Here is a 22836-nt window from a genome sequence, read left to right on the forward strand (position 1 = left end):
ACGACGGCCTGAACCAAGATCGTGTGAACTCCGACGCACACTATGGCACGCCTACCCGAGGTATGCGCGCTTCCGTGTCCCGGCTCCGGTCGTGCACGGCGGGTGCGGCCGAACCTCGGGTACGTTGATGCCGCGGCACGATTTGCCGAGCCCGGAAATCGGGCCGAGGAGAAGTGAGCGAAGGGACCGGGTTTTGCGCATCGGGAAGATAACTGTTGGCGCACTTGGTGAATGGTCACTGAGTCCGGGATCGGTCACTTCCTGGCATCCGACGGCCGCCGCGCAGGAAACAGCGAGCCGCGCTTCGGTCAGCTCGGTTCCGGTTAGCTACATGCAGAGCCAGCACCTTCGTAACTACTGCGAGCGGGAGGCCGCGGGCCTCAACTTCTCCCGGCAGATCATCGCCAGCTGCGAGGTGGCGGGCACGTGCGACATAGCCGCGATGGACCATGCCGTCAACTCCTACATCCGGCGGCACGACACCTTCCGGAGCTGGTTCGAGCAGACCGATTCTGGCAAATTCGTTAGGCACGCTATTGAAAATCCGGATGCGATCGAATTCATGCCGGTCGATCAGGGCGAGATGACGGTCGAAGAGATCCGCGACCACGTCGTGGCTATCCCGAATCCGCTGGAGTGGGCCTGCTTCACGTTCGGGATCGTCCAGCACGAAGACCACTTCACGTTCTTCGCCGCCATGGATCACGTGCACGGAGACGCCACCCTGATCGGCACGACCATGATGGAAGCCAACGGCATGTACTCGGCCATGAGTGGCACCGGTCAGGCACTCACGCTGCCCGACGCCGGCAGCTTCGACGACTTCTGTGTTCGCGAGCGTGAGTTCACCTCGACGTTGACCCTGGACTCGCCGGGCGTGCGTGCGTGGATCGAGTTCGCCGAGGACAACAGTGACGGCTTCCCGGAATTCCCCTTGCCGCTCGGTGATCCGAACGAGTCGATGAGCAGCGCCTGGTCCTCTCAGGTCTTGATGGACGCGGCTCAGACGGATCGGTTCGAGTCGGCCTGCAGCGCCGCGGGCGCCCGCTTCGTCGGCGGACTGTTCGCCTGTCTTGGCCTGGTGGAGCACGAATTCACCGGTGCGCTGACGTACTACGGGCTCACCCCAAGGGATTCCCGCACCGGTGGCGACAATTTCATGACCCAGGGCTGGTTCACCGGCCTGATACCGATCACGGTGCCGATCGCGGCGACCTCGTTCAGCGATGCCGCGGGCGCAGCGCAGACGTCGTTCGATTCGGGCCTGGACATGGCGAGGGTGCCGTACTACCGGGTCCTGGAACTGGCGCCGTGGCTCAACTGGCCGCGGCCGAACTTCCCGGTGTCGAACTTCCTGCACGGTGGCGCGGCACCGCTGAACGCCATTCTCGCGGCCGGCGAGATGGGCCTGGCGAACAACATCGGCATGTATCCCGACAACCGGTTCTCCTACCAGTTGACGATCTACATCTTCCGCTACGGCGAGGGCACGGTGATGGCGATCATGCATCCGGACAACGCCGTCGCCGAGAAGTCGGTGACGCGATACATGGAGGCGATGAGCTCGGTGACGAGCCGCGTTGCTGACACCGGGCACTGGGGACGCGTCGCATAGCGGCGGGCAAATGATGGCCAAGGGAAATCGGCGATGCGCGAATTCGGCGCGAGGATGAGGGCGACATGCGACGGCTAGCCGACCTCGTTGTGCGCTGGCCGTGGGCGGTGATCGGGGTGTGGATCGCACTGGCGGTCGTCCTGCCGCTGTCGTCCCCGTCCCTCGGCGAGATGGCCGAGAGGAATCCGCTCGCCATCCTGCCCAGCGACGCGCCGTCGAGCGTCACCGCGGCGAAGATGACCGAGGCCTTCAAGGAACCCGGCAACGACAACCTGCTGCTGGTGGCGCTGATCAACGAAGACGGGCTGGAACCCGCCGACGAGGCGACCTACCGCAAGCTCGTCGACGCGCTGCGCGACGACGTGACGGACGTGGTGTCGGTCCAGGACTTCGTCGGCACCCCACAACTGCGTCAGTTCCTCACCAGTGAGGACAAGACGACGTGGGTCCTGCCGGTCGGTCTGGCGGGCGAGTTGGGCACGCCGCGGGCGTTCGAATCGTTCAACCGGGTGGCCGACGTCATCAAGACCGCCGTCGCAGGCAGTTCGGTGGACGTGCACCTCACCGGCCCCGCCGCCACGGTCGCCGACCTCACCGTCGCGGGCGAGAAGGATCGGCTGCCCATCGAGATCGCGATCGCCGTCCTGGTCCTCGCCGTGCTGCTGCTGGTCTACCGCAGTGCGGTCACGATGCTGCTGCCCTTGGTCACCATCGGGTCGTCCCTGGTGATCGCGCAGGCGGTGGTGGCGTCGTTCTCCCAGCTGACCGGCTGGGGCGTCTCGAACCAGTCCATCGTCTTCCTGAGTGCGATCATGGCCGGCGCCGGCACCGACTACGCAGTCTTCCTGATCAGCCGATATCACGATTATCTGCGGTCGGGTAAGGACTACGACCAGGCGGTCAAGGCGGCGATGATCTCGATCGGGAAGGTGATCACCGCGTCCGCCACCACGGTGGGCCTGACGTTCCTGCTGTTGAGCTTCACGCAGATGGGGGTGTTCCGGACGGTCGGGGTGTCGGCGGCGATCGGCATCGCCGTGGCATTCCTCGCCGGGCTGACGCTGCTGCCCGCGATCCTGGTGCTCGCCGGTCCGCGCGGCTGGGTCAAGCCGAGGCGTGAACTGACCGCGCGGTTCTGGCGGCGCTCCGGGATCCGCATCGTGCGCAGGCCGGTGCCGCACCTCGTGGCGAGTGTGCTCGTACTGGGTCTGCTGGCCGGCATCGCCGTCTTCGCGAACTACAACTACGACGACCGCAAGGTCGTGCCTGCCTCGGCCGCGAGTTCGATCGGGTACACCGCGCTGGAACGCCACTTCCCGATCAGCCAGTCGATCCCCGAGTACATCCTCATCCAGTCACCGCACGACCTGCGCAACCCGCGGGCGCTGGCGGACCTCGAGCAGCTGGCGTCGCGCGTCGCACAGCTGCCCGACATCGGCCTGATCAGCGGCGTCACCCGGCCCCTCGGCGACGTGCCGCCGGAGTTCCGGGCCACGTACCAGGCCGGCCTGGTCGGTGACCGGCTGGCCGACGGCTCCGCACAGATCGGCCAGCGCAGCGGCGATCTCGGCCGGCTGACCGCCGGCGCCGACACACTGGCCGACAGGCTCGCCGAGGTGCGCGGCCAGATCAACCAGATCGCACCGAGCATCCAGAGCCTGGTCGACACGTTCTCCTCGGTGCGCACCGACTACGGCGGCGACAAGCTGGTGCGCGACGTCGAGGTCGCGGCGAAACTGGTGCAGAGCGTCAACGTGCTCGCCAACTCGATGGGCATCAACTTCGCCGCCGTCAGGGACATGTTCGCCTGGATCGGGCCCGTCCTCGCCGCGCTGCAGAACAACCAGGTCTGTGACGCGAACCCCTCCTGCAGCGCCACCCGCAACCAGTTCCAGCGGCTGAACGACGCGAACAACGACGGCAGGCTCGACCAGATCAACGACCTCGCACACCAGCTCCAGGGCGTCGACGACAAGCAGACCCTCAACGCGACGGTGAAGAAGCTCAACAGCGCCCTCGCGAACGTCACCAGGGCGGTCAACGCGATGGGGCTGAACTCCCCCGGAGGTGCGCAGGCGGGTCTGAAGGACCTGCAGCAGGGCGCCAACCAACTGGCCGGCGGAAGCCGCGAGGTGGCAGGCGGAGTGGACGAACTGGTCAAGCAGCTCAAGGTGATCGCCGCCGGACTCAACGAGGCGTCGACATTCCTTCTGACGATGAGGAACAACGCCGCGGACCCGGCGCAGGCGGGCTTCAACATCCCGGCCGAGGTGCTGGGTCTGCCGGACTTCAAGAAGGCCGCCGCGGCGTACGTCTCGCCGGACGGCCGCTCGGTGCGGTACCTCGTGCAGACCAAGCTGAACCCGTTCAGTGCGGAGGCGATGGACCAGGTCAACCAGATCAGTGACATCGCCAGGGATGCCCAGCCGAACACCACGCTCGCCGACGCCACCATCTCGATGGGCGGCTATCCGGTCGCGCTGCGCGACACCCGCGACTATTACCAGCAGGACATCCGGTTCATCATCGCCGCGACCATCATCGTGGTGCTGCTGACGCTGATGGTGCTGCTGCGCGCCGTCGTCGCACCGCTGTATCTCGTCGGCTCCGTGGTGATCTCGTACTTCGCGGCGATCGGCGTCGGCGTGCTGACGTTCCAGTTCTTCCTCGACCAGCAATTGCACTGGAGCGTGCCGCCGTTGGCGTTCGTGGTGCTGGTCGCGGTGGGCGCCGACTACAACATGCTGCTCGTGTCACGAATGCGCGACGAGTCTCCACACAGCATGCGGTACGGCATCATCCGCACCCTCGGTTCGACGGGTGGTGTGATCACCGCGGCGGGTCTGATCTTCGCGGCCTCGATGGCCGGTCTGTTGTTCTCCAGCATCGGCATCGTGATCCAGGGCGGTTTCGTGATCGGGGTGGGGATCCTGCTGGACACGTTCGTGGTGCGCACCATCACGGTGCCCGCCATCGCCGCACTGCTGGGACGGGCGAACTTCTGGCCGTCGCGAATTGCGGCGCAACCGACGGTGTCTCGAACACCGGAACCGAGTGCCTAGCCATGGGCGGCGAGCCACACACACGATGTATGCGAGGCTTCGGAACGAAGCCGAGCGATCAGGAGTACGGATGACGAAGCTCCCCACGGATTTCAGCGGCGCGGATGTCCCCGCATCCACGATCCTGTCGATGCTGCACGGGCGCGCCAGCATGCGGCCCGACGACGTCGCGTTCACCTTCACCGAGTACGCCGATGACCCGTCCGGGATCACCGAGACCGTGACGTGGTCGCAGCTCTCGCGCCGAACCATGAACGTGGCGCGCGAGATCCGGCTGCACGCCTCGGTGGGTGACCGGGCGGTGATCCTCGCCCCGCAGGGCATGGAGTACATCCTCGCGTTCCTGGGCTCCATGCAGGCCGGTCTCGTCGCGGTGCCGCTGCCGCTGCCACATCGCGGCTCGAGCCACGAGCGTGTGAGTTCGGTGTTTCTCGACACCAAACCGGCAGTGGTGCTCACGACGTCCGCCGCCGCCGAGGATGTCGGCGACTACGTCGATCAGTCCCAGATGGACACCGCACCGAAGATCGTCGCGGTCGACGCGTTGAATCTCGACGTCGCCGCCGACGGGCCGGGCCTCGAGGCGGACGGATATCCCAGCACGGCCTACCTGCAGTACAGCTCGGGTTCGACCCGGTTGCCGACCGGTGTCATCATCTCCCACCGCAACCTGCAGGTGAACTTCGAGCAGCTGATGCGCACCTTCTTCGCCGATGCGCAGACCGCCGCCACCGGTGGCACATTCGTGTCGTGGTTGCCGTTCTACCACGACATGGGTCTGGTGCTCGGCGTCTGCGCCCCCATCCTGAGCGGCTATCCCGGTGCGCTGATGAGCCCGGTCGCGTTCCTGGAGAAGCCGTCCCGGTGGCTACGGGCGCTGGCGGAGAATCCCCGCGCCTTCTCCGCGGCGCCCAACTTCGCCTTCGACCTGGCCGCCCGCAAGACCAAGGACAGCGACCTCGCCGGACTCGACCTCGGCGGGGTGGTGGGCATCATCAACGGCGCCGAACGCGTCGAGCCGGCGACTCTGGAACGATTCGCAGACCGGTTCGCGCACTTCGACTTCCGAGACCACATGCTGCGCCCGTCGTACGGGCTGGCGGAGGCGACGGTGTTCGTGGCCACCGGCAGCTGGAGTGAGTCGGCGGACGCCGCGCACTTCGACGTCGACGAGTTGTCCGCGGGCCGCGCCAAGCGGTGTGCGCCCAGAGCCGGCTCCGCGTTGGCGAGCTACATCCTGCCGCAGTCACCCGTGGTCCGGATCGTCGATGTCGACACCAACCGGGTATGCGCGCAGGACGTGGTCGGCGAGATCTGGGTACACGGCGACAACGTCGCGTCCGGCTACTGGAGCAGGCCGCCTGAGGAGCAGCGCTGCTTCGGGGCGACGATCGTCGACCCGTCGCCGGGCACCGTCGAAGGGCCGTGGCTGCGAACCGGCGATCTCGGATTCGTCTCCGGTGGCGAGCTTTTCATCGTCGGCCGCATCAAGGACCTGCTGATCATCCGGGGGCGCAACCACTATCCCGAGGACATCGAGGCGACGGTGCAACAGATCACCGGCGGCCGGGTCGCGGCGATCGCGGTCCCGGTGAACAGCACCGAGAAGCTGGTCACCGTCATCGAGGTGAAGAAGCGTGGTGAGTCGACGGTCGAGGCGGGGCACTGGCTCAGTGACGTCAAGAGCGACGTCACCTCCGCGATCTCCAACGCCCACGGCCTCAACGTCGGGGACCTCGTCCTGGTGCCTCCCGGCTCGATCCCCACCACCACGAGCGGCAAGATCCGGCGCGCAGCGTGCGTCGAGCAGTACCGGCAGGACGAGTTCGTCCGGCTCGACGCCTGACCTGGGCGAATGGAAGACAAGGTAGGGTTCGGATCAGTGCACACGCATAGGCGGGAGTGGTAATGCGGAGGCTTCTCGTCTCGGTCACTGCGTTGATGGCGGTAAGTGCCACAGGCGTTTTCGGCGGCACCGGATCCGCGGCGGCCGAAGAACCGCAGCCCGGCTGGACCGCCGATCGCGGGGCGCCCGACACCTCACCTTCGCCGCCGGGGATCGGGACGCCCGGCAAGGGCTACGCGCTCGGCGGTGCGCACGTGCTGGGCATCCCGTACGACCAATACATCATGGACACCGGCAAGAAGTGGTTCCCCGACAACCAGGAACAGAAGCAGATCGTCCGCTACCCGGCGGGGCAGGTGCAGGGCCACACGCTCGAACGGTTCTTCCCGGGGATCGGCGCGGTCGGCGAGGAGATCCTGCCCGGTCTGGGTCTCGACGGTCCCAGCGTCGGTGAATCGGTCACCGTGGGGGCGCCGCACACCATTCAAACCATCAAGGCGGGCGGCCCGGGCACGGTGATGGGCCTTTCCGAGGGCGCGATGGTGCTCAACGAGGTTCAGGCGCAGCTCGCGAACGACCCGAACGCGCCGCCGCGGGATCAGCTCAGCTTCGCGATGTTCGGCGACCCGGTGGGCAAGCACGCCTTCGGTGAGGGCTTCCTGACCCAGATGTTCCCGGTCGGCGCCGTCGTTCCGTCCCTGGACTACCGCATCCCTGCGCCGGTCGAAAGTCAGTACGACACGTACCAATTCATCTCGCCCTACGACAGCATCGCCGACTGGCCGGATCAGCCGGACAACAACTGGATGAGCGTGGTGAACGCGATCGCGGGTCTCGCGACCGGTCACACCGCCGTGGCCTTCACCGACCCGAGCAACATCAAGGTGCCGGAGCGCAACATCCGGACGACGGTCAACTCCAAGGGTGCGAAGACGACGTCGTACATGGTGCCCGAGCAGCATCTGCCGCTGGTGATGGCCTTCAAGTACCTCGGCGTCGACGAGCCGACGCTGAACCGGCTGGACAGTGTCCTGCTGCCCATGGTCGACGCCGGATACTCGCGCAACAACGATCCGGCTACCGCGCCGATCACGGTGGATCCGGTCAACGGCTACGACCCCGCGGAGGTCACCGCGCCGTCCACCGACGCATCGTTCGGCGGCGGCGGCACCGATCCGATCTCGCAGCTGCTGTCCGGTGCGCAGTTCGTGCTGAACAACCCGCCGAAGCCGTAGCGGCCTAAAGTCCGGCGATCCCCGCGCCGACCAACACACAGCCGACTAGAGCGAGCAGTGCGGCGACGCCCAGGCGGCCGTGGGAGCGCAGCCACTCGTACAGCGCCGCCAGCATGGCGCGGGTGCGGTCGGGGGCCACCACGTAGGCCAGCAGCGGGATCTCGACCAGCGCGAAGGCCACGACGTTGAACAGCACCAGGGCACTGACCTGTACGGAGGCGGTGGCGCCGGAGGCGACGATGAGCGCCAGCGCCGCCACATAGTCGACGGACGGCAGCGCGATGCCGAGGCCCGCGACGCCCGCCGTCCACAGCGAACCGCCGGTGACCAGCTGACGCGCCCGGGTCGCCAGCGGTCCCCGGAATCGGCCCGGCGCCCCGTCGTCGCGCTGACCGCCCCACAGGCCGGCCGTCACCAGCGCCGCGTTGGCCAGCAGCAGGACACCGATGGCGATCTGCACCCGGGGCAGGGTGAAGTGCGCGGAGCCCAGCGCGGGCCGCAGGACGAACAGCACCACCACGCCCACCGCGATGCCCATCGCGAACCCGCCGGTGAGGAAGGCGAGCAGCTGTAGGCCCGGCCGGGGCCGGTTGACCATCAGCACCGTCATGCCGATGCGGAACGGTTCCAGGCTGACCGCTACGGCCATCATCAGCAGCGGTATCCACATGGTCGGCGTCACGTTACCGGCCGCGCGGCGACTTCTCCCGCCCCCATGATCCGCCGGACACCGCCGGTCGCGCGGGCTTGCGTTCACGGCGATCGCGACTGTGGTCGGCGCCGCCGTCGACGGCCATCATGGACAGACGACCGCTGTGTGAAGATGGGAAGGACATGAGCGCCACAGACCTGAGTCCGGCCTTGCTGCGCGAAGCGTTCGGACACTTCCCGACCGGTGTCATCGCGATCGCCGCCGAGGTGGACGGCGCCCGGGTCGGATTGGCGGCCAGCACCTTCGTGCCGGTGTCGCTGGATCCGCCGCTGGTGTCGTTCTGCGTCCAGAACAGCTCGACCACCTGGCCGAAGCTCAAGGGCCTGCCGTCGCTGGGCATCAGCGTGCTCGGGGAGGCCCACGACGCCGCCGCCCGCACCCTGGCGGCCAAGACCGGTGACCGCTTCGCGGGCCTGCAGACCGTCTCGACAGAGACCGGCGCCGTGTTCATCGAGGGCACCAGTGTGTGGCTGGAGAGCGCCATCGAACAGCTGGTGACCGCCGGCGACCACACGATTGTCGTGCTCCGGGTCAACGACATCCGGGTGCACGACGACGTGGCGCCGATCGTGTTCCACCGCAGCGCCTTCCGGCGGCTGGGTGACTGATGCCCGTCAGGGGCGGGCGGCGAGTTCCTCGCGGTAGTGCTGGATCCGCTGTTCGATCTCGTCCGCGTCGCCGGGCCGGCCCTCTTTGCGTGCCAGCGCTGCGCGGGCGGACAGCTCGCGGATGGCGGTGCGAATGTCGTTGACGCTGTGGATCTGAGTCATGGACTGGCTGCCTTTCGTCGTTGATTGGCCGCTGTTGCCGAGGGTACGCCGATGAGTTCCCGGCGGTGGGCCCCGAACGTGAAACGTGAGCGGAAATCCCTGAGGATTTCCGCCCACGTTTCACACTGGCGACGACGTTGGCGCTAAGCCCTAGCCCCGCCGGAACAGCTTGTTGCCCAGCCACACCACCGGGTCGTACTTGCGGTCGGCGACGCGCTCCTTCATCGGAATCAGTGCGTTGTCGGTGATCTTGATGTGCTCGGGGCACACCTCGGTGCAGCACTTGGTGATGTTGCAGTAGCCGAGGCCGTGCTCCTCCTGCGCCATGTTCTGGCGGTCGGCGACGTCGAGGGGATGCATGTCGAGTTCGGCGATGCGCATCAGGAACCGCGGCCCGGCGAACGCCTCCTTGTTCTCCTCGTGGTCGCGCACCACGTGACACACGTTCTGGCACAGGAAGCACTCGATGCACTTGCGGAACTCCTGGCTGCGGTTCACATCCTCCTGCTGCATCCGGTACTCACCGGGCTGCAGGTCCTTCGGCGGCGTGAACGCCGGGATCTCCCGGGCCTTCTCGTAGTTGAAGTTCACGTCGGTGACGAGGTCGCGCATCACCGGGAACGTCCGCAGCGGCGTCACGGTGACGGTCTCGTCCTCACCGAACGTGGACATCCGGGTCATGCACAGCAGCCGCGGCCGGCCGTTGATCTCGGCCGAGCACGACCCGCACTTGCCCGCCTTGCAGTTCCACCGCACGGCGAGGTCGGGGGTCTGGGTGGCCTGCAGGCGGTGGATGATGTCGAGCACCACCTCGCCCTCGTTCACCTCGACCTGGAAGTCGCGCAGCTCACCGCCGCTGACGTCGCCGCGCCAGACACGCAGGTTTGCGGTGTAGGCAGCCATGTCTAGCCCTTCCGTTCGGGATGCGCGGTGAGTTCACCGTCGGTGTAGTACTTCTCCAGCTCGGACAGTTCGAAGCAGCCGAGCAGGTCCTCGCGCATCGGCACCTGCTCCTCGGCCTCCACCGTCACGCCCGGCACCATCTTGTCCACGGTCGCGACGTCGTCGGTGCGGCAGACCAGCAGCGTGTTGCGCCACTTGGAGTCCATCTCGGGATAGTCGTCGCGGGTGTGCCCGCCGCGGCTCTCCGTGCGCTGCATCGCCGCCTTAGCCACGCACTCGCTGACCAGCAGCATGTTGCGCATGTCGATGGCCAGGTGCCAGCCGGGGTTGAACGCCCGGCCGCCTTCGACGGTGACGTTCTGCACGCGGGCGCGCAGCTCGTCGAGCTTGTCGAGGGCGGACTGGATCTCGTCCTCCTTGCGGATGATGCCCACCAGGTCGTTCATCGACTCCTGCAGCTCGGCGTGCAGGGTGTACGGGTTCTCCGGATTCTCGTGGGTGTCGTACGGGGCGAGTGCCATCTTGACGGCCTCGTCGACCGCCTCCTGCGACACCTTCGGCCGCTCGTCGGACAGGGCCCGCACGTAGTCCGCGGCGCCGAGACCGGCGCGACGGCCGAACACCAGCAGGTCCGACAGCGAGTTGCCGCCCAGACGGTTGGAGCCGTGCATGCCGCCGGAGCACTCGCCGGCGGCGAACAGCCCGGCGGTGGCGGCGCCCCCGGTGTCCGGGTCGACCTCGATGCCGCCCATCACGTAGTGGCAGGTCGGTCCGACCTCCATCTCGTCCTTGGTGATGTCGACCTCGGCCAGCTCGATGAACTGGTGGTACATCGACGGCAACCGCCGCTTGATCTCCTCGGTCGGCATGCGCGAAGCGATGTCGAGGTAGACGCCGCCGTGTGGCGTGCCGCGGCCCGCTTTCACCTCGGAGTTGATGGCACGGGCCACCTCGTCCCGGGGCAGCAGGTCAGGGGTGCGGCGGGCCGAGTCGTTGTCCTTGAGCCACTGGTCGGCCTCTTCCTCGGACTCGGCGTACTGGCCCTTGAACACGTCCGGGATGTAGTCGAACATGAACCGCTTGCCCTCGGAGTTCTTCAGCACTCCGCCGTCGCCGCGCACACCCTCGGTGACCAGGATGCCCTTGACGGACAGCGGCCAGACCATGCCGGTGGGGTGGAACTGGATGAACTCCATGTTGATCAGGCTCGAACCCGCCCGCAGTGCCAGCGCGTGGCCGTCACCGGTGTACTCCCACGAATTCGACGACACCTTGAACGACTTGCCGATGCCACCGGTCGCCAGCACCACGGCGGGCGCCTCGAACAGCACGAAGTTCCCGGTCTCGCGGTAGTAGCCGAACGCGCCGGCGATCCTGCCCTGGTTCTTGCCCGGCGCCCCGGTCGCCTCGTGCTCGGCGCTGGGATCGTCGCTCGGCCCCTTGTCCAGGACGAGGTCGGTGATGGAGCACTCGTGGAAGACCCGGATGCGGGCCTCGTAGTCACCGAGTTCGCGCTTGTCCTCCTGCTGCAGCGACACGATCTTCTGCTGCAGGGTGCGGATGATCTCCAGGCCGGTGCGGTCGCCGACGTGCGCGAGCCGCGGGTAGGTGTGGCCGCCGAAGTTGCGCTGGCTGATCCGGCCGTCCTTGGTGCGGTCGAAGAGCGCCCCGTAGGTCTCCAGCTCCCACACCCGGTCGGGCGCCTCCTGGGCGTGCAGCTCGGCCATCCGCCAGTTGTTCAGGAACTTGCCGCCGCGCATGGTGTCGGCGAAGTGGATCTGCCAGGTGTCCTTGGGGTTGGCGTTCTTCATCGCCGCAGCGCAACCGCCTTCGGCCATCACGGTGTGCGCCTTGCCGAACAGCGATTTGGTCACCACGGCGACGCGCAGGCCGCGCTCGCGGGCCTCGATCACCGCTCGCAGTCCTGCGCCACCGGCACCGATCACGACGACGTCGTACTCGTGCCGTTCCAGCTCGGCCTCAGCCATGTGTCCTCACTCGTCTTCCATGTCCTGTTGTCTCGAATTGCACTGTCGGTCGGGTGATCTCAGCCGATGAACCTCAGGTCCGAGATCGTGCCGCTGGCCACCAGCATCACGTAGAAGTCGGTGAGCATCAGCGTGCCGAGGGTGATCCAGGCGTACAGCTTGTGCCGGGTGTTGAGCACGCTGACCTTCGTCCAGAGCCAGTAGCGCACAGGGTGTTTCGAGAAGTGCTTGAGACGTCCGCCCACGACGTGGCGGCAGGAGTGGCAGGAGATCGTGTAGACCCACAGCATCACCACGTTGACCACGAGAATGATGTTGCCCAGGCCGAATCCGAAGCCGCTGGGCGACTGGAAGGCGATGATCGCGTCGTAGGTGTTGATCACCGAGATGAGCGCCGCGATGTAGAAGAAGTAGCGGTGGGTGTTCTGGATGATCAGCGGGAACCGGGTCTCGCCGGTGTACTTGGCGTGCGGTTCGGCGACGGCGCACGCGGTGGGCGCCTGCCACACCGACCGGTAGTAGGCGCCGCGGTAGTAGTAGCAGGTGAGCCGGAACAACAGCAGGAACGGCAGCGACAGCAGCGCGTACGGCAGGATCGGCCAGGCCGGGACGAACTGCGGCCAGAAGCCGCTCGCCTCGGGCAGGCAGCCGGTGCTGATGCACGGTGAGTAGAACGGCGTCAGGTAGTGGTACTCGGGGACGAAGTAGTCCCGCTGCAGGAATGCCCGCACCGTCGCGTAGATCACGAACGCGGCGAAACCCAGGTCGACGACGAGCGGTGACTGCCACCAGCGGTCGGTGCGCAGGGTGCGCTGCTTGATCTCGGCTCGTGTCGGTGAGAAGACGCCGGTGCCGTCCCGGTCGGCGGTGGGTGCGCTCACTGTTACCTTTCGCGAATCTGTCGAGGTCGACCAACCGGGCGGTTACCCGCGGCGGTGGCTTTCAAGCGGCGCGCGGGCAGACGTCACCCGCGCGGTGACTCATCGGGTGCCGCCGAGACCCTCGTCGTCGACGCCGCGCCAGAAATCGGTGTCGTACTGGGTGTCGGGGATGGCGATCTTCTCTCCGATGTGGTGGTGGCGGCTCACCCCGCGACCGAGCTCGAGCTCCTCGGCGTCGATGTCGAGGCGGTCGACGTCGTTGAGGATGCGTTCGGCATCATTGACGATGCGACGCATCGCTGGCGAGTCGCCGTACTTCGACGCCAGCGAAGCGACGCATCGGCGCAGGCCGCCGATGAGTTCGTGCAGCTCGCTGAACTCGGTTGTGCTGGACAAGTGACCTCCTTGGGCTGAAGGGTGTCGTGAATCACATTACGCAATTGATGCTAGCCACATCACCGACTGCGGCGTGAGACAGATCACGTCAGATGGAGCGACTTCGTGGTGGACAAGCAAATTCTGAAGACCCGGGCGGACGCGCTGCTGACGATGCACCGCCCCGGTGACCCGGTCATCCTGCCGACGGTGTGGGACGCCTGGTCGGCGAAGCTGGCCGTGGACGCGGGGTTCGCGGCGCTGACCGTGGGCAGCCATCCGGTGGCCGACTCGGTCGGTCGGGCCGACAACGAGGGCATGACGTTCGACGAACTGCTGACCCGGGTCGCGCAGATCACCGAGGCCGTCGACGTGCCGGTGTCGGTGGACATCGAGTCCGGCTACGGCGAGGCCCCGACGCGGCTGATCGAGGGACTGCTCGGGGTGGGCGCGGTCGGACTCAACATCGAGGACACCGTGCACGCCGAGGGTGGCCGCCTGCGGTCGTCGGCCGACCACGCCGAACTCGTCGGCGCGCTGCGCAAAGCCGCCGACGACGCGGGTGTGCACGTCGTCGTCAACGCCCGCACGGACCTCTTCCTGCGCAAGGACGGCGATGACGCCGACCGCGTCGAACGGGCTGTCGCCCGGTTGACCGAGGCCGCGCAGGCGGGCGCCGACGTGCTCTATCCGGTGGGCCGCCACGACGCGGACACGCTGCGCCGGCTCACCTCGGAGCTGCCGCTGCCGGTCAACGCGATCGGGCTGCCCGACGAGGACGACCCGGCGTCGTTCGGTCCGCTCGGCGTCGCCCGGGTCAGCTTCGGGCCGTTCCTGCAGTTCGCGCTGGCCAAGCGGGCCAAGGAGTTGCTCGACCGCTGGAAGTGAAGCGCTCACACCCCCGCCCCGCCGCCCGTGAGCACACCGTGATGGCAGCGTCACACAGGGCGACATTGCGGCAATATCGGCTCCCTAGCCTCGGGCCATGCCGTCAACGAAGAACGTCGTGGTCGTCGGCCACGGCATGGTCGGACACCGGTTCGTCGAGGCCCTGAGGGCGCGCGACGAGGCAGGAACCTGGCAGGTCACCGTGGTGGCCGAGGAGGTCGACGCCGCCTACGACCGGGTCGGGCTGACCGCCTACACCGAACACTGGGACCGCGCGCTGCTGGCGCTGCCTGGCAACGACTACGCCGGCGACGACCGCGTCACGCTCAAGCTGGGCAGCCCGGTCACCGCCATCGACCGGGACGCCAGGACGGTCACCACCGCCGATGGCGCCACGATCGGCTACGACGCCCTGGTGCTCGCCACGGGCTCCTATGCGTTCGTGCCGCCGGTGCCCGGCCGAGACCTGCCCGCCTGCCACGTCTACCGCACCCTCGACGACCTCGACGCCATCCGCGCCGACGCCGTGCGGGCCCGCGAGACCGGCCGCACCCCGGTGGGTGTGGTGATCGGCGGCGGTCTGCTCGGTCTCGAGGCCGCCAACGCGTTGCGCGGTTTCGGCCTGAACGCCCATGTCGTGGAGCGCTCGCCGCGGTTGATGGCGCAGCAGCTCGACGAGGCGGGCGGCGCCCTGTTGGGCAGGATGATCACCGAGCTGGGCATCACGGTGCACACCGACGTCGGCACCGAGTCGATCAGGCCGGCGCAGCGCAACCGGCCGCTGAAGAAGTCCGCCGAGGACGACTCGATGCGGGTGGCGCTGAGCGACGGGAGCTTCATCGACGCCGCGGTGGTCATCTTCGCCGCCGGTGTCCGGCCGCGCGACGAACTGGCCCGCGACGCCGGGCTGGAGCTCGCCGAGCGCGGTGGCGTGCTGACCGACCTGTCCTGTGCCACCCGCGATCCCGCCATCTTCGCGATCGGCGAGGTGGCCGCCATCGAGGGCCGCTGCTACGGACTCGTCGGCCCCGGTTACACCAGCGCCGAGGTGGTCGCCGATCGACTGCTCGGCGGTGCGGCCGAGTTCCCCGAGGCCGACCTGTCCACCAAGCTCAAGCTGCTCGGCGTGGACGTGGCGAGCTTCGGCGACGCGATGGGCCGCACCCCGAAGTCCCTCGAGGTCGTCGTCAACGACGCGGTGAACCAGACCTACGCGAAGCTGGTGCTCTCCGACGACGCCAAGACGCTGCTCGGCGGGATCCTGGTCGGCGACGCGTCGGCCTACGGGGTGCTGCGGCCGATGGTCGGCGAAGAGCTGCCCGGCGACCCGATGGCCCTGATCGCACCGGCCGGAAGCGAGGGTGGCGCAGGTCAACTCGGTGTCGGCGCGCTGCCGCCGGCCGCGCAGATCTGCTCGTGCAACAACGTCACCAAGGGCGACATCAGCGGCGCCATCGCCGGCGGCTGCTGCGACGTCGCGGGGCTGAAGGCGTGCACCAAGGCAGGCACGTCGTGCGGGTCGTGCGTGCCGCTGCTCAAGCAGCTGCTGGAGGCCGAGGGCGTCGAGCAGTCCAAGGCGCTGTGCGAACACTTCAGCCAGTCGCGCAGTGAGCTGTTCGAGATCGTCTCCGCGACCTCGATCCGCACCTTCACCGGCCTGATCGAACGCTTCGGCACCGGAAAGGGTTGCGACATCTGCAAACCCACGGTCGCCTCGATCTTGGCGTCGACGAGTTCCGACCACATCCTCGACGGCGAGCAGGCGTCGCTGCAGGACTCCAACGACCACTTCCTGGCCAACATCCAGAAGAACGGCAGCTACTCGGTGGTGCCGCGGGTGCCGGGCGGCGACATCACGCCCGAGCACCTGATCCTGATCGGTGAGATCGCCCGCGACTTCGGCCTTTACACCAAGATCACCGGCGGTCAGCGCATCGACATGTTCGGCGCCCGGGTCGATCAGCTGCCCGATATCTGGCGCAGGCTCGTCGAGGGCGGGATGGAGTCCGGCCAGGCCTACGGCAAGTCACTGCGCACGGTGAAGAGCTGCGTGGGCAGCGACTGGTGCCGCTACGGCCAGCAGGATTCGGTGCAAATGGCCATCAACCTCGAACTCCGCTACCGCGGGCTGCGATCCCCGCACAAGATCAAGATGGGCGTGTCGGGCTGTGCCCGCGAGTGCGCGGAGGCGCGCGGCAAGGACGTCGGCGTCATCGCCACCGAGACGGGGTGGAACCTCTACGTCGGCGGCAACGGCGGCATGACACCCAAGCACGCCCAACTGCTCGCCGGCGATCTCGACGACGAGACCCTGGTGCGCTACATCGACCGGTTCCTGATGTTCTACATCCGCACGGCCGACCGGCTGCAGCGCACCGCGCCGTGGGTCGACGCGCTCGACGGCGGGATGGACCACCTGCGTGAGGTGGTCTGCGAGGACTCGCTGGGCCTGGCGGCCGAGTTCGAGGACGCCGTCGCCCGCCACGTCGACGGCTACGCCTGCGAATGGAAGGGCGTCCTCGAGGACCCGGACAAGCTGTCGCGGTTCGTGTCGTTCGTCAACGCGCCGGACGTGCCCGACCCGACCGTCGAGTTCACCGAGAACGGCGGTCGCAAGGTGCCGGTGTCGATCGGAATGCCCACGATCAAGCCCATGCAGGAGACCACATGACGCTCATCGACGACCGCATGGAACGCGATCCGCAGCATGATGCGGACTGGACGCCGGCCTGCCGGTACGACTACCTGATCCCGAACCGGGGCGTCGGCGTGCTGCTCGCCGACGGCTCCCAGGTCGCGCTCTTCCGGCTGGACGACGGAACGCTGGCCGCCGTCGGTAACATCGACCCGTTCTCGGGCGCCGCGGTGATGTCGCGCGGCATCGTCGGGGACCGGGCCGGCCGCGCCACCGTGCAGTCGCCGATCAAGAAGCAGGCATTCGCGTTCGACGACGGCAGCTGCCTGGACGATCCGGCGGCGTCCCTGCCGGTGTACCGCGCCCGGATCACCGCCGACGGGTTCGTCGAGGTCGCGCCGGCCTAGCGACGGTCGCGCCAAATCTGACGTTTGCCTGCGCGCTGCGCGGGTACCTCCGCCGCATGTCGCCGGGTGGTGAATGCGTCGACGAACCTTCGCTGGGGCGCCGCGACATCGGCAGGCGCATCGATGACGCGATCGCGCTCATGGCCGACAACGGTCAGCGCCGCGCCAACACCGAGCGGCTGGGTGACATCACCATGCTGGCGGTGCGCCTGCTGCCGGGTGTCGACCACGCGGGCATCACCTGTATCGGGGAAGGCATCCTCATCCGGTCGATGGCCGCCACGGACGGCCATCCGCTCGTCCTGGACAACATCACGCGCCGCGTCTGCGAGGGCCCGAGTCTCAGTGCGGCCTACGACGGCCGGCCGTACCGCGCCGACGACCTGACCGACGACACCCGGTGGCCGGCGTTCGCCCGGCAGGCGATGGTGAGCACGCCGGTACGCGCGGTGGTGGCGGTTCCGGTGTGCCTCGGAGGCGAGGTCCGGGCGGCGCTGAATCTCTACGCCGACCAGGCCGGCGCACTCGAGGACGGCGTCGAGGGAACCGCCGAACTGCTCGCGCGGCACATCGGGCTGCTGATGACGGGGCAGTCCCGCCGCGGGTCGGCCCGCAGGGACGTGATCAATCAGGCGAAGCTGCTGTTGATGGAAAAGTTCGGCGCCGACGTCGCGCAGGCGTACTCGCTGCTCGTCGCGATGGCCAAGGAGCAGCACGACTCGATCGAGTCGGTGGCCCGGCTACTGGTCGCGGGCGGCCCGCAGGACGCCGACAACGTCAACTGACATCACCGGTCGAGCGCTACGCCGGAACCGTCACCCGCGCCCGCCGGAACCGGCTGGCGATCAGGCGCACCAGCCCCGGGTGCGTGCCCAGCGGGGCGGTCACGATGTCGGCGCCGCTGGCGCGCAGTCGATCCTGGAACAGGCCCTCGGACAGTAGGTAGGACGCCACCACCACGCGGCGGCGGCCGCGCCGGCGCAGATCGGCGACCGCGTCGGCCACCCGCGGCTCGCCGGTGGCGGCGTAGGCCAGCTCGACGCGGGACCCGGTCAGCGCCGACAGCCACGTCGCGGTGGTATGCAGGTCGCGTTGCGCCGCAGGGTCCGAGGTGCCCGCCGCGGCCAGCACCACCGAATCGCCCTGCTGCCAACCTGATTCGATGAGGCGGTCGGCCAGCACACGGATCAGCTGCGGATCGGGCCCCAGCGCGTCGGTGACCGTCACGTCCCGATGGCCGCTGGCATGCACGTGTTCGGGGATGTCGACTCCGACGTGGTAACCCCGCGACAGGAACGCCGGCACCACGAGCGCCGGTGCGTCGGGCAACCTCCGGAGCACCTCGGCCGGCGTGGGCCCCAGCACGTCGACGAACGCGACGTTAACCTGACGCCCCAGCGTCGCGGCGACCTGCGCGGCGATGTCACCCACCAGGGCCACGCCGCGCTGCTTGCGGGTGCCGTGCGCAACGAGCACCAGGTGGGCCGCGGGGTTCACCGGGCCGCCGCCATTCCCTCGTCGACCGCCAGCCGGTAGCCGCGCTTCACCACGGTCGAAACGATGTGCTTGTCGCCCAACGCAGTTCGCAGTCGCAGCACGGCCGTCTCCACCGCGTGGGTGTCGGTGCCGCCGCCGGGCAGGGCGTCGAGCAGGTCGGTGCGCGACACCACGTCTCCGGGCCGGTGCGCCAGTGCGCGGATCGTCGCCATGGCGGCGGGCGAGAGTGACTTGACCACGCCGTCGACCATCACGCAGGTGCCGCGGATCTCCAGCACGTGCCCGGCGACCTTCACGGTGCGCGACTGCAGAAGTGGCAGCTCGTCGGTGATGTGCCGGGCCAGCGCACCCAGCCGCATCCGTTCCGGCGCGGAGGTCGGCACGCCGAGGCGCACCAGCGGTCGCGCGGTGACGGGCCCGACGCACATCGCGTGCACGTCGGTGCGCAGCGCCGACAGCACCCGGTCGGCGATGCCCAGCTCCGTGGCCCGCATCAGCACCGACGCCACCGCGGGCGCGGAGGTGAAGCTGACGGCGTCGAACTTCTCGTCGGCGATGCCCGCCACCAACTGGTCGAACTCGCCGTCGCGGGGAGCCGGGTACCACCGGTACACCATGATCGGCACCACCTCGGCGCCGGCGGCTCGCAGCTCGTCGAGGAACTCGGGGAAGGGATCCCAGTCGTTGGTGGCGCCGTGCAGCTGCACGGCGATGCGCATGCCGGCGATGCCACCCTCGACCAGGTAGTGCACCAGTTCGCGGGAGGACTCCGATTCCGGCGACCACTCCTCGGGCAGTCCGGCCGCGCGCAGCGCCCCGGTGGCCTTGGGTCCGCGGGAGACGATGCGGGCCTTGCCGAGCGAGGCGATGAGCTCGCTCGCCAGCCCCCAGCCGTCGGCGGCCGCGACCCAGCCGCGGAAACCGATGCCGGTGGTGGCGATGACGATGTCCGGCGGTACCTCGATCAGCGCCTCGGTGTGCGAGCGCAGTTCGTCGTCGTCGGGCAGCGGCACCATCGTGATGGCGGCGGCACTGGTCACGGTGGCGCCCCGGCGCCGCAGCAGCGTGGCCAGTTCGTCGGCTCGGCGGGCGGAGGTCACCGCTACCCGGAAGCCGGTGAGCGGCGCCCAGTCAGGCTCACTCATGCTCTCTGTCTATTCAGCTCGTGTTTCGGGACGGTTACCCGGCCATTGCCGAGGTATGTCGCTCGTCGCGATCGGGGGTGATCTCGGCCATGCCGGGACGCCGCACGTAGCGCGCCCAGGTGACCACGGAGGCCACCACGTAGAACACCGCGAAGATCCAGAACGCCGACGTCGCCGACCCGCTGCTGAGGTAGGACTGGCGCAGCGCGAGGTTGATGCCCACCCCGCCCAGCGCGCCGACCGCCCCGGCGAAGCCGATCAGCGCGCCCGACATCGCCCGTGACCAGTTCACCCGGTCGGCCTCGCTGAGATCGAGCGACCGGCTCCTGGCGTCGAAGATCGACGGGATCATCTTGTACACCGACCCGTTGCCGACTCCCGACAGCAGGAACAGTGCGATGAAGCCGACGACATAGCCCGCCATGGTCGTCGCGGTGGCCGCGCCGGCGCTGTGGTCGTCCATCGTGCTGATCGCCACCAGCAGCCCGGCGGCCAGGATCATCCCGGCGAACACCGTGAGGGTGACCCGTCCGCCGCCGATGCGGTCGGCGAGCTTGCCGCCGTAGACCCGCGACAGCGAGCCGAGCAGCGGGCCGACGAACGCGATCTGCGCGGCGTGCAGCGAGGCCTCGGCGGGCGACTGCCCGCCCGCGGCGAAGTTGATCTGGAGCACCTGGCCGAACGCGAAGGCGAAACCGATGAACGAGCCGAAGGTGCCGATGTAGAGCAGCGAGATCACCCAGGTATCACGTTCGCGCAGAATGTCTTTCATCGCGGTGAAGTCGATTTTGTGCTGCTCGAGGTTGTCCATGTACCTGGCGGCGCCGATGCCGGCGATCGCCAGCGCCACCAGGTAGACCGCGCACACCCAGTACGGCTGGCGGTTGCCTGCGGCGGCGATGACGAGCAGGCCCACCAGCTGGATCATCGGCACGCCGATGTTGCCGCCGCCTGCGTTGAGCCCGAGCGCCCAGCCCTTGAGCCGCTGGGGGTAGAACGCGTTGATGTTGGTCATCGACGAGGCGAAGTTGCCGCCGCCGAAACCGGCCAGCGCCGCGCACAGCAGGTAGGGCCACAGCGGAAGGCCGGGATTGGCCAGCAGCAGCATCGTGCCGACCGTCGGGATCAGCAGCACGAAGGCAGAGAACACCGTCCAGTTGCGGCCGCCGAACGTCGAGGTGGCCAGCGTGTAGGGGATGCGCAGGCAGGCGCCGACGAGCGTGGCGGTGGCGCCGAGCAGGAATTTGTCGCCCGCCGAGAAGCCGTAGACGCTCTCGGGCATGAACAGCACCATCACCGACCAGATGGACCAGATCGAGAAGCCGATGTGCTCGGCGGCGACGGACCAGATCAGGTTGCGGCGGGCGATTTGCTTGTTGCCGGCCTCCCAGGCGACGACGTCCTCGGGATCCCAGTCGGTGATGCGATGCGGCATGGCGCACACGCTAGGAACGCTGCGTTACCCGAAAGCGCTCCGCGGTGACTCGTGCGTGAAATTCCACTCACCCACGGCGTTCGGGCCCTGTGAGGACCGTCGAAAATCGGTTGCCTGCTTTGGTACCAAGGACGGGTGAACAAGATCGACGGACGCCCCGGCGACGGCGCATGGTCTCCGATCACCCGGGTCGCGTTCCGGTTCGTCTTCGTCTACCTGAGTCTGTTCTGCCTGCTGTTCGCGCAGATCACCTTCGTGTTCACCGGCATCGTGAGCCGATGGCTGCCGGACTGGGCGGTGATGTGGCAGCTCATGGCGCTCGAGGCGCCCACCAGGTGGGTGGCGCACACCGTGTTCGGCGTCGACGTGGTGCTGCACCGGGATTCGGGCAGCGGCGATCAGGCCGTGATCTGGGTGCTGGTGTTCTCCCTGTTCGCGGTGTCGCTGCTGGCGACGTCGGTCTGGACGGCGGTGGATCGGCGGCGCACCGGCTACCCGAGGTTGTGGTCATGGCTCCTGCTGTTCCTGCGGCTGTGTCTGGGCGGGCAGATGCTGTTCTACGGCTTCGCCAAGCTGATCCCGACGCAGATGCCCGCGCCGCCGTTGGCGGCGCTGCTGCGGCCGTTCGGCGAGCTCAGCCCGGCGTCGGTGCTGTGGCTGCAGGTCGGCAGCTCGTTTCCCTACGAGATCCTGCTCGGTTCGGCCGAGGTGATCGGCGGCGTGCTGCTGTTCTGGTCGCGCACCGCGACGTTGGGCGCGTTGGTCAGCGTGATGTCGATGGCCCAGGTATTCGTGCTGAACATGACGTTCGACGTACCGGTGAAGATCCTGTCGTTCCACCTTCTCGTCATCGGCCTGGTGATCCTCGCACCGCAGTTCGGCCGGCTGGCCGACATGCTGATCCTGGAGCGGCAGGCGGCGCCGGCCGTACAGCCGCCGCTGTTCGACACCCCGCGGGCCAACCGGATCGCGGCGGCGGTGGTGGCTGTCCTCGGGGTCTGGGTGCTGGCCGGCTGCGTGGCCATCGGTGTCCAGAGTTGGTACGAGTACGGCGGTGGCCGCCAGAAGCCGGACTTGTACGGGATCTGGTCGGTGACCGGCTTCGAGGTCGACGGCAAGGAGGCGCCCGCACTGCTCGGTGACGAGATACGTTGGCAGCGCGTGGTCGTCGACGAACCCGGGGCTCTGACGTACCAGCGGATGAACGGTGAGCTGGTGTCGGTGCCCGCCGAGGTGGACGCCGACGGCCGCGAGGTCCGCATGCCGTCGATCGAGGCGCGGTTCACGGTCGGCCGGCCGTCGCCCGAGGCACTGCGGTTCGAGGGAACAATGGATGGCCGGCGGGTGGAGATGTCGCTGCGGCGGGTCGACGTCGAAGCCCTGCCCCTGAACAGCCGGGGCTTCCAGTGGGTGCAGGAGTACCCCTACTTCAGGTGAGGGTG

At 68.2% G+C, this 22836-nt stretch carries 19 protein-coding genes; 10 read left to right on the plus strand and 9 right to left on the minus strand.

Going from position 1 to position 22836, the window contains the following annotated elements:
• The first annotated feature begins 193 nt into the window (after window positions 1-193).
• The 4 genes from O6P37_RS13675 to pe all read left to right on the plus strand — a co-directional run bounded on the left by O6P37_RS13675 (window position 194) and on the right by pe (window position 7758).
• Window positions 194-1615 (plus strand): condensation domain-containing protein, encoded by a 1422-nt coding sequence (locus tag O6P37_RS13675; RefSeq protein ID WP_269894584.1) that lies wholly within the window; start codon window positions 194-196, stop codon window positions 1613-1615.
• 65 nt (window positions 1616-1680) lie between these two features.
• A complete protein-coding gene (locus O6P37_RS13680) occupies window positions 1681-4677 on the plus strand; it encodes an MMPL/RND family transporter (protein WP_269894585.1) in 2997 nt (998 codons plus the stop codon).
• A 70-nt stretch (window positions 4678-4747) separates the two neighbouring features.
• Window positions 4748-6523: an AMP-binding protein gene (locus O6P37_RS13685; RefSeq protein WP_269894586.1), complete on the plus strand. Its 1776-nt coding sequence runs from the start codon at window positions 4748-4750 to the stop codon at window positions 6521-6523.
• 62 nt (window positions 6524-6585) lie between these two features.
• Window positions 6586-7758: an acyltransferase PE gene (gene pe / locus O6P37_RS13690; protein WP_269894587.1), complete on the plus strand. Its 1173-nt coding sequence runs from the start codon at window positions 6586-6588 to the stop codon at window positions 7756-7758.
• Window positions 7759-7762: 4 nt separating this feature from the next.
• On the opposite strand, the gene O6P37_RS13695 is transcribed toward pe, so the two are convergent.
• Window positions 7763-8428 (minus strand): GAP family protein, encoded by a 666-nt coding sequence (locus tag O6P37_RS13695; protein ID WP_269894762.1) that lies wholly within the window; start codon window positions 8426-8428, stop codon window positions 7763-7765.
• A gap of 164 nt (window positions 8429-8592) precedes the next feature.
• Here O6P37_RS13695 and O6P37_RS13700 point away from each other — a divergent pair, with 164 nt between their 5' ends.
• Window positions 8593-9078 carry a flavin reductase family protein gene (locus O6P37_RS13700; protein WP_264011469.1) on the plus strand — a complete coding sequence of 162 codons (486 nt, stop codon included), beginning with the start codon at window positions 8593-8595 and terminating at the stop codon, window positions 9076-9078.
• Window positions 9079-9084: 6 nt separating this feature from the next.
• Here the strand turns inward: O6P37_RS13700 and O6P37_RS13705 are convergent, their stop codons facing one another.
• From O6P37_RS13705 to O6P37_RS13725, 5 genes are all read right to left on the minus strand, one after another.
• Window positions 9085-9240: a hypothetical protein gene (locus O6P37_RS13705; RefSeq protein ID WP_264011468.1), complete on the minus strand. Its 156-nt coding sequence runs from the start codon at window positions 9238-9240 to the stop codon at window positions 9085-9087.
• Window positions 9241-9390: 150 nt separating this feature from the next.
• Complete coding sequence (locus tag O6P37_RS13710; RefSeq protein WP_264011467.1) at window positions 9391-10143, minus strand: succinate dehydrogenase/fumarate reductase iron-sulfur subunit; 753 nt, start codon at window positions 10141-10143, stop codon at window positions 9391-9393.
• Window positions 10144-10145: 2 nt separating this feature from the next.
• Window positions 10146-12131: a fumarate reductase/succinate dehydrogenase flavoprotein subunit gene (locus tag O6P37_RS13715; RefSeq protein ID WP_269894588.1), complete on the minus strand. Its 1986-nt coding sequence runs from the start codon at window positions 12129-12131 to the stop codon at window positions 10146-10148.
• A 59-nt stretch (window positions 12132-12190) separates the two neighbouring features.
• Window positions 12191-13012, minus strand: a complete 822-nt coding sequence (locus tag O6P37_RS13720; protein ID WP_269894589.1) for a hypothetical protein — start codon at window positions 13010-13012, stop codon at window positions 12191-12193.
• A gap of 99 nt (window positions 13013-13111) precedes the next feature.
• Window positions 13112-13408 (minus strand): hypothetical protein, encoded by a 297-nt coding sequence (locus tag O6P37_RS13725; protein ID WP_269894590.1) that lies wholly within the window; start codon window positions 13406-13408, stop codon window positions 13112-13114.
• Window positions 13409-13561: 153 nt separating this feature from the next.
• On the opposite strand from O6P37_RS13725, the gene O6P37_RS13730 reads away from it, so the two are divergent.
• The 4 genes from O6P37_RS13730 to O6P37_RS13745 all read left to right on the plus strand — a co-directional run bounded on the left by O6P37_RS13730 (window position 13562) and on the right by O6P37_RS13745 (window position 18102).
• Window positions 13562-14275, plus strand: coding sequence for an isocitrate lyase/PEP mutase family protein (locus O6P37_RS13730; RefSeq protein ID WP_408633173.1), 714 nt, complete (start codon window positions 13562-13564; stop codon window positions 14273-14275).
• Between the two features lie 97 nt (window positions 14276-14372).
• Window positions 14373-16946 carry a nitrite reductase large subunit NirB gene (gene nirB, locus O6P37_RS13735; RefSeq protein WP_269894591.1) on the plus strand — a complete coding sequence of 858 codons (2574 nt, stop codon included), beginning with the start codon at window positions 14373-14375 and terminating at the stop codon, window positions 16944-16946.
• Window positions 16947-16963: 17 nt separating this feature from the next.
• Window positions 16964-17317: a nitrite reductase small subunit NirD gene (gene nirD / locus O6P37_RS13740; protein WP_269894764.1), complete on the plus strand. Its 354-nt coding sequence runs from the start codon at window positions 16964-16966 to the stop codon at window positions 17315-17317.
• 56 nt (window positions 17318-17373) lie between these two features.
• On the plus strand, window positions 17374-18102 hold the full coding sequence (locus O6P37_RS13745) for an ANTAR domain-containing protein (protein ID WP_269894592.1): 729 nt from the start codon (window positions 17374-17376) through the stop codon (window positions 18100-18102).
• A 16-nt stretch (window positions 18103-18118) separates the two neighbouring features.
• Here O6P37_RS13745 and O6P37_RS13750 read toward each other — a convergent pair whose 3' ends face one another.
• From O6P37_RS13750 to O6P37_RS13760, 3 genes are read right to left on the minus strand one after another with little or no spacing between them, the layout of a single operon-like run.
• The gene (locus O6P37_RS13750; RefSeq protein ID WP_269894593.1) at window positions 18119-18814 is read right to left on the minus strand and encodes a sirohydrochlorin chelatase; all 696 of its coding nucleotides are present in this window, start codon (window positions 18812-18814) and stop codon (window positions 18119-18121) included.
• Complete coding sequence (locus O6P37_RS13755) at window positions 18811-19959, minus strand: uroporphyrinogen-III synthase (protein WP_269894594.1); 1149 nt, start codon at window positions 19957-19959, stop codon at window positions 18811-18813. Before O6P37_RS13755 ends, O6P37_RS13750 begins: the two co-directional genes overlap by 4 nt.
• A 34-nt stretch (window positions 19960-19993) precedes the next feature.
• On the minus strand, window positions 19994-21394 hold the full coding sequence (locus O6P37_RS13760; protein ID WP_269894595.1) for a nitrate/nitrite transporter: 1401 nt from the start codon (window positions 21392-21394) through the stop codon (window positions 19994-19996).
• Window positions 21395-21529: 135 nt separating this feature from the next.
• Between O6P37_RS13760 and O6P37_RS13765 the strand changes: the two genes are divergently transcribed.
• A complete protein-coding gene (locus O6P37_RS13765; RefSeq protein ID WP_269894596.1) occupies window positions 21530-22831 on the plus strand; it encodes a DoxX family protein in 1302 nt (433 codons plus the stop codon).
• The last annotated feature ends 5 nt before the right edge of the window (window positions 22832-22836 follow it).

Origin of the sequence: Mycobacterium hippophais, from assembly GCF_027529605.1 — a bacterium.
Taxonomy (GTDB): domain Bacteria; phylum Actinomycetota; class Actinomycetes; order Mycobacteriales; family Mycobacteriaceae; genus Mycobacterium; species Mycobacterium arseniciresistens.

Excerpts from the sequence above, each read along its gene's own strand:
- pe (WP_269894587.1), top strand. The coding sequence starts at position 6,586 with ATGCGGAGGCTTCTCGTCTCGGTCACTGCGTTGATGGCGGTAAGTGCC.
- O6P37_RS13700 (WP_264011469.1), top strand. The coding sequence starts at position 8,593 with ATGAGCGCCACAGACCTGAGTCCGGCCTTGCTGCGCGAAGCGTTCGGA.
- O6P37_RS13710 (WP_264011467.1), bottom strand. The coding sequence starts at position 10,143 with ATGGCTGCCTACACCGCAAACCTGCGTGTCTGGCGCGGCGACGTCAGC.
- O6P37_RS13730 (WP_408633173.1), top strand. The coding sequence starts at position 13,562 with ATGCACCGCCCCGGTGACCCGGTCATCCTGCCGACGGTGTGGGACGCC.
- O6P37_RS13695 (WP_269894762.1), bottom strand. The coding sequence starts at position 8,428 with ATGTGGATACCGCTGCTGATGATGGCCGTAGCGGTCAGCCTGGAACCG.
- O6P37_RS13680 (WP_269894585.1), top strand. The coding sequence starts at position 1,681 with ATGCGACGGCTAGCCGACCTCGTTGTGCGCTGGCCGTGGGCGGTGATC.
- O6P37_RS13685 (WP_269894586.1), top strand. The coding sequence starts at position 4,748 with ATGACGAAGCTCCCCACGGATTTCAGCGGCGCGGATGTCCCCGCATCC.
- O6P37_RS13715 (WP_269894588.1), bottom strand. The coding sequence starts at position 12,131 with ATGGCTGAGGCCGAGCTGGAACGGCACGAGTACGACGTCGTCGTGATC.
- O6P37_RS13755 (WP_269894594.1), bottom strand. The coding sequence starts at position 19,959 with ATGAGTGAGCCTGACTGGGCGCCGCTCACCGGCTTCCGGGTAGCGGTG.
- O6P37_RS13745 (WP_269894592.1), top strand. The coding sequence starts at position 17,374 with ATGTCGCCGGGTGGTGAATGCGTCGACGAACCTTCGCTGGGGCGCCGC.
- nirB (WP_269894591.1), top strand. The coding sequence starts at position 14,373 with ATGCCGTCAACGAAGAACGTCGTGGTCGTCGGCCACGGCATGGTCGGA.
- nirD (WP_269894764.1), top strand. The coding sequence starts at position 16,964 with ATGGAACGCGATCCGCAGCATGATGCGGACTGGACGCCGGCCTGCCGG.
- O6P37_RS13760 (WP_269894595.1), bottom strand. The coding sequence starts at position 21,394 with ATGCCGCATCGCATCACCGACTGGGATCCCGAGGACGTCGTCGCCTGG.
- O6P37_RS13705 (WP_264011468.1), bottom strand. The coding sequence starts at position 9,240 with ATGACTCAGATCCACAGCGTCAACGACATTCGCACCGCCATCCGCGAG.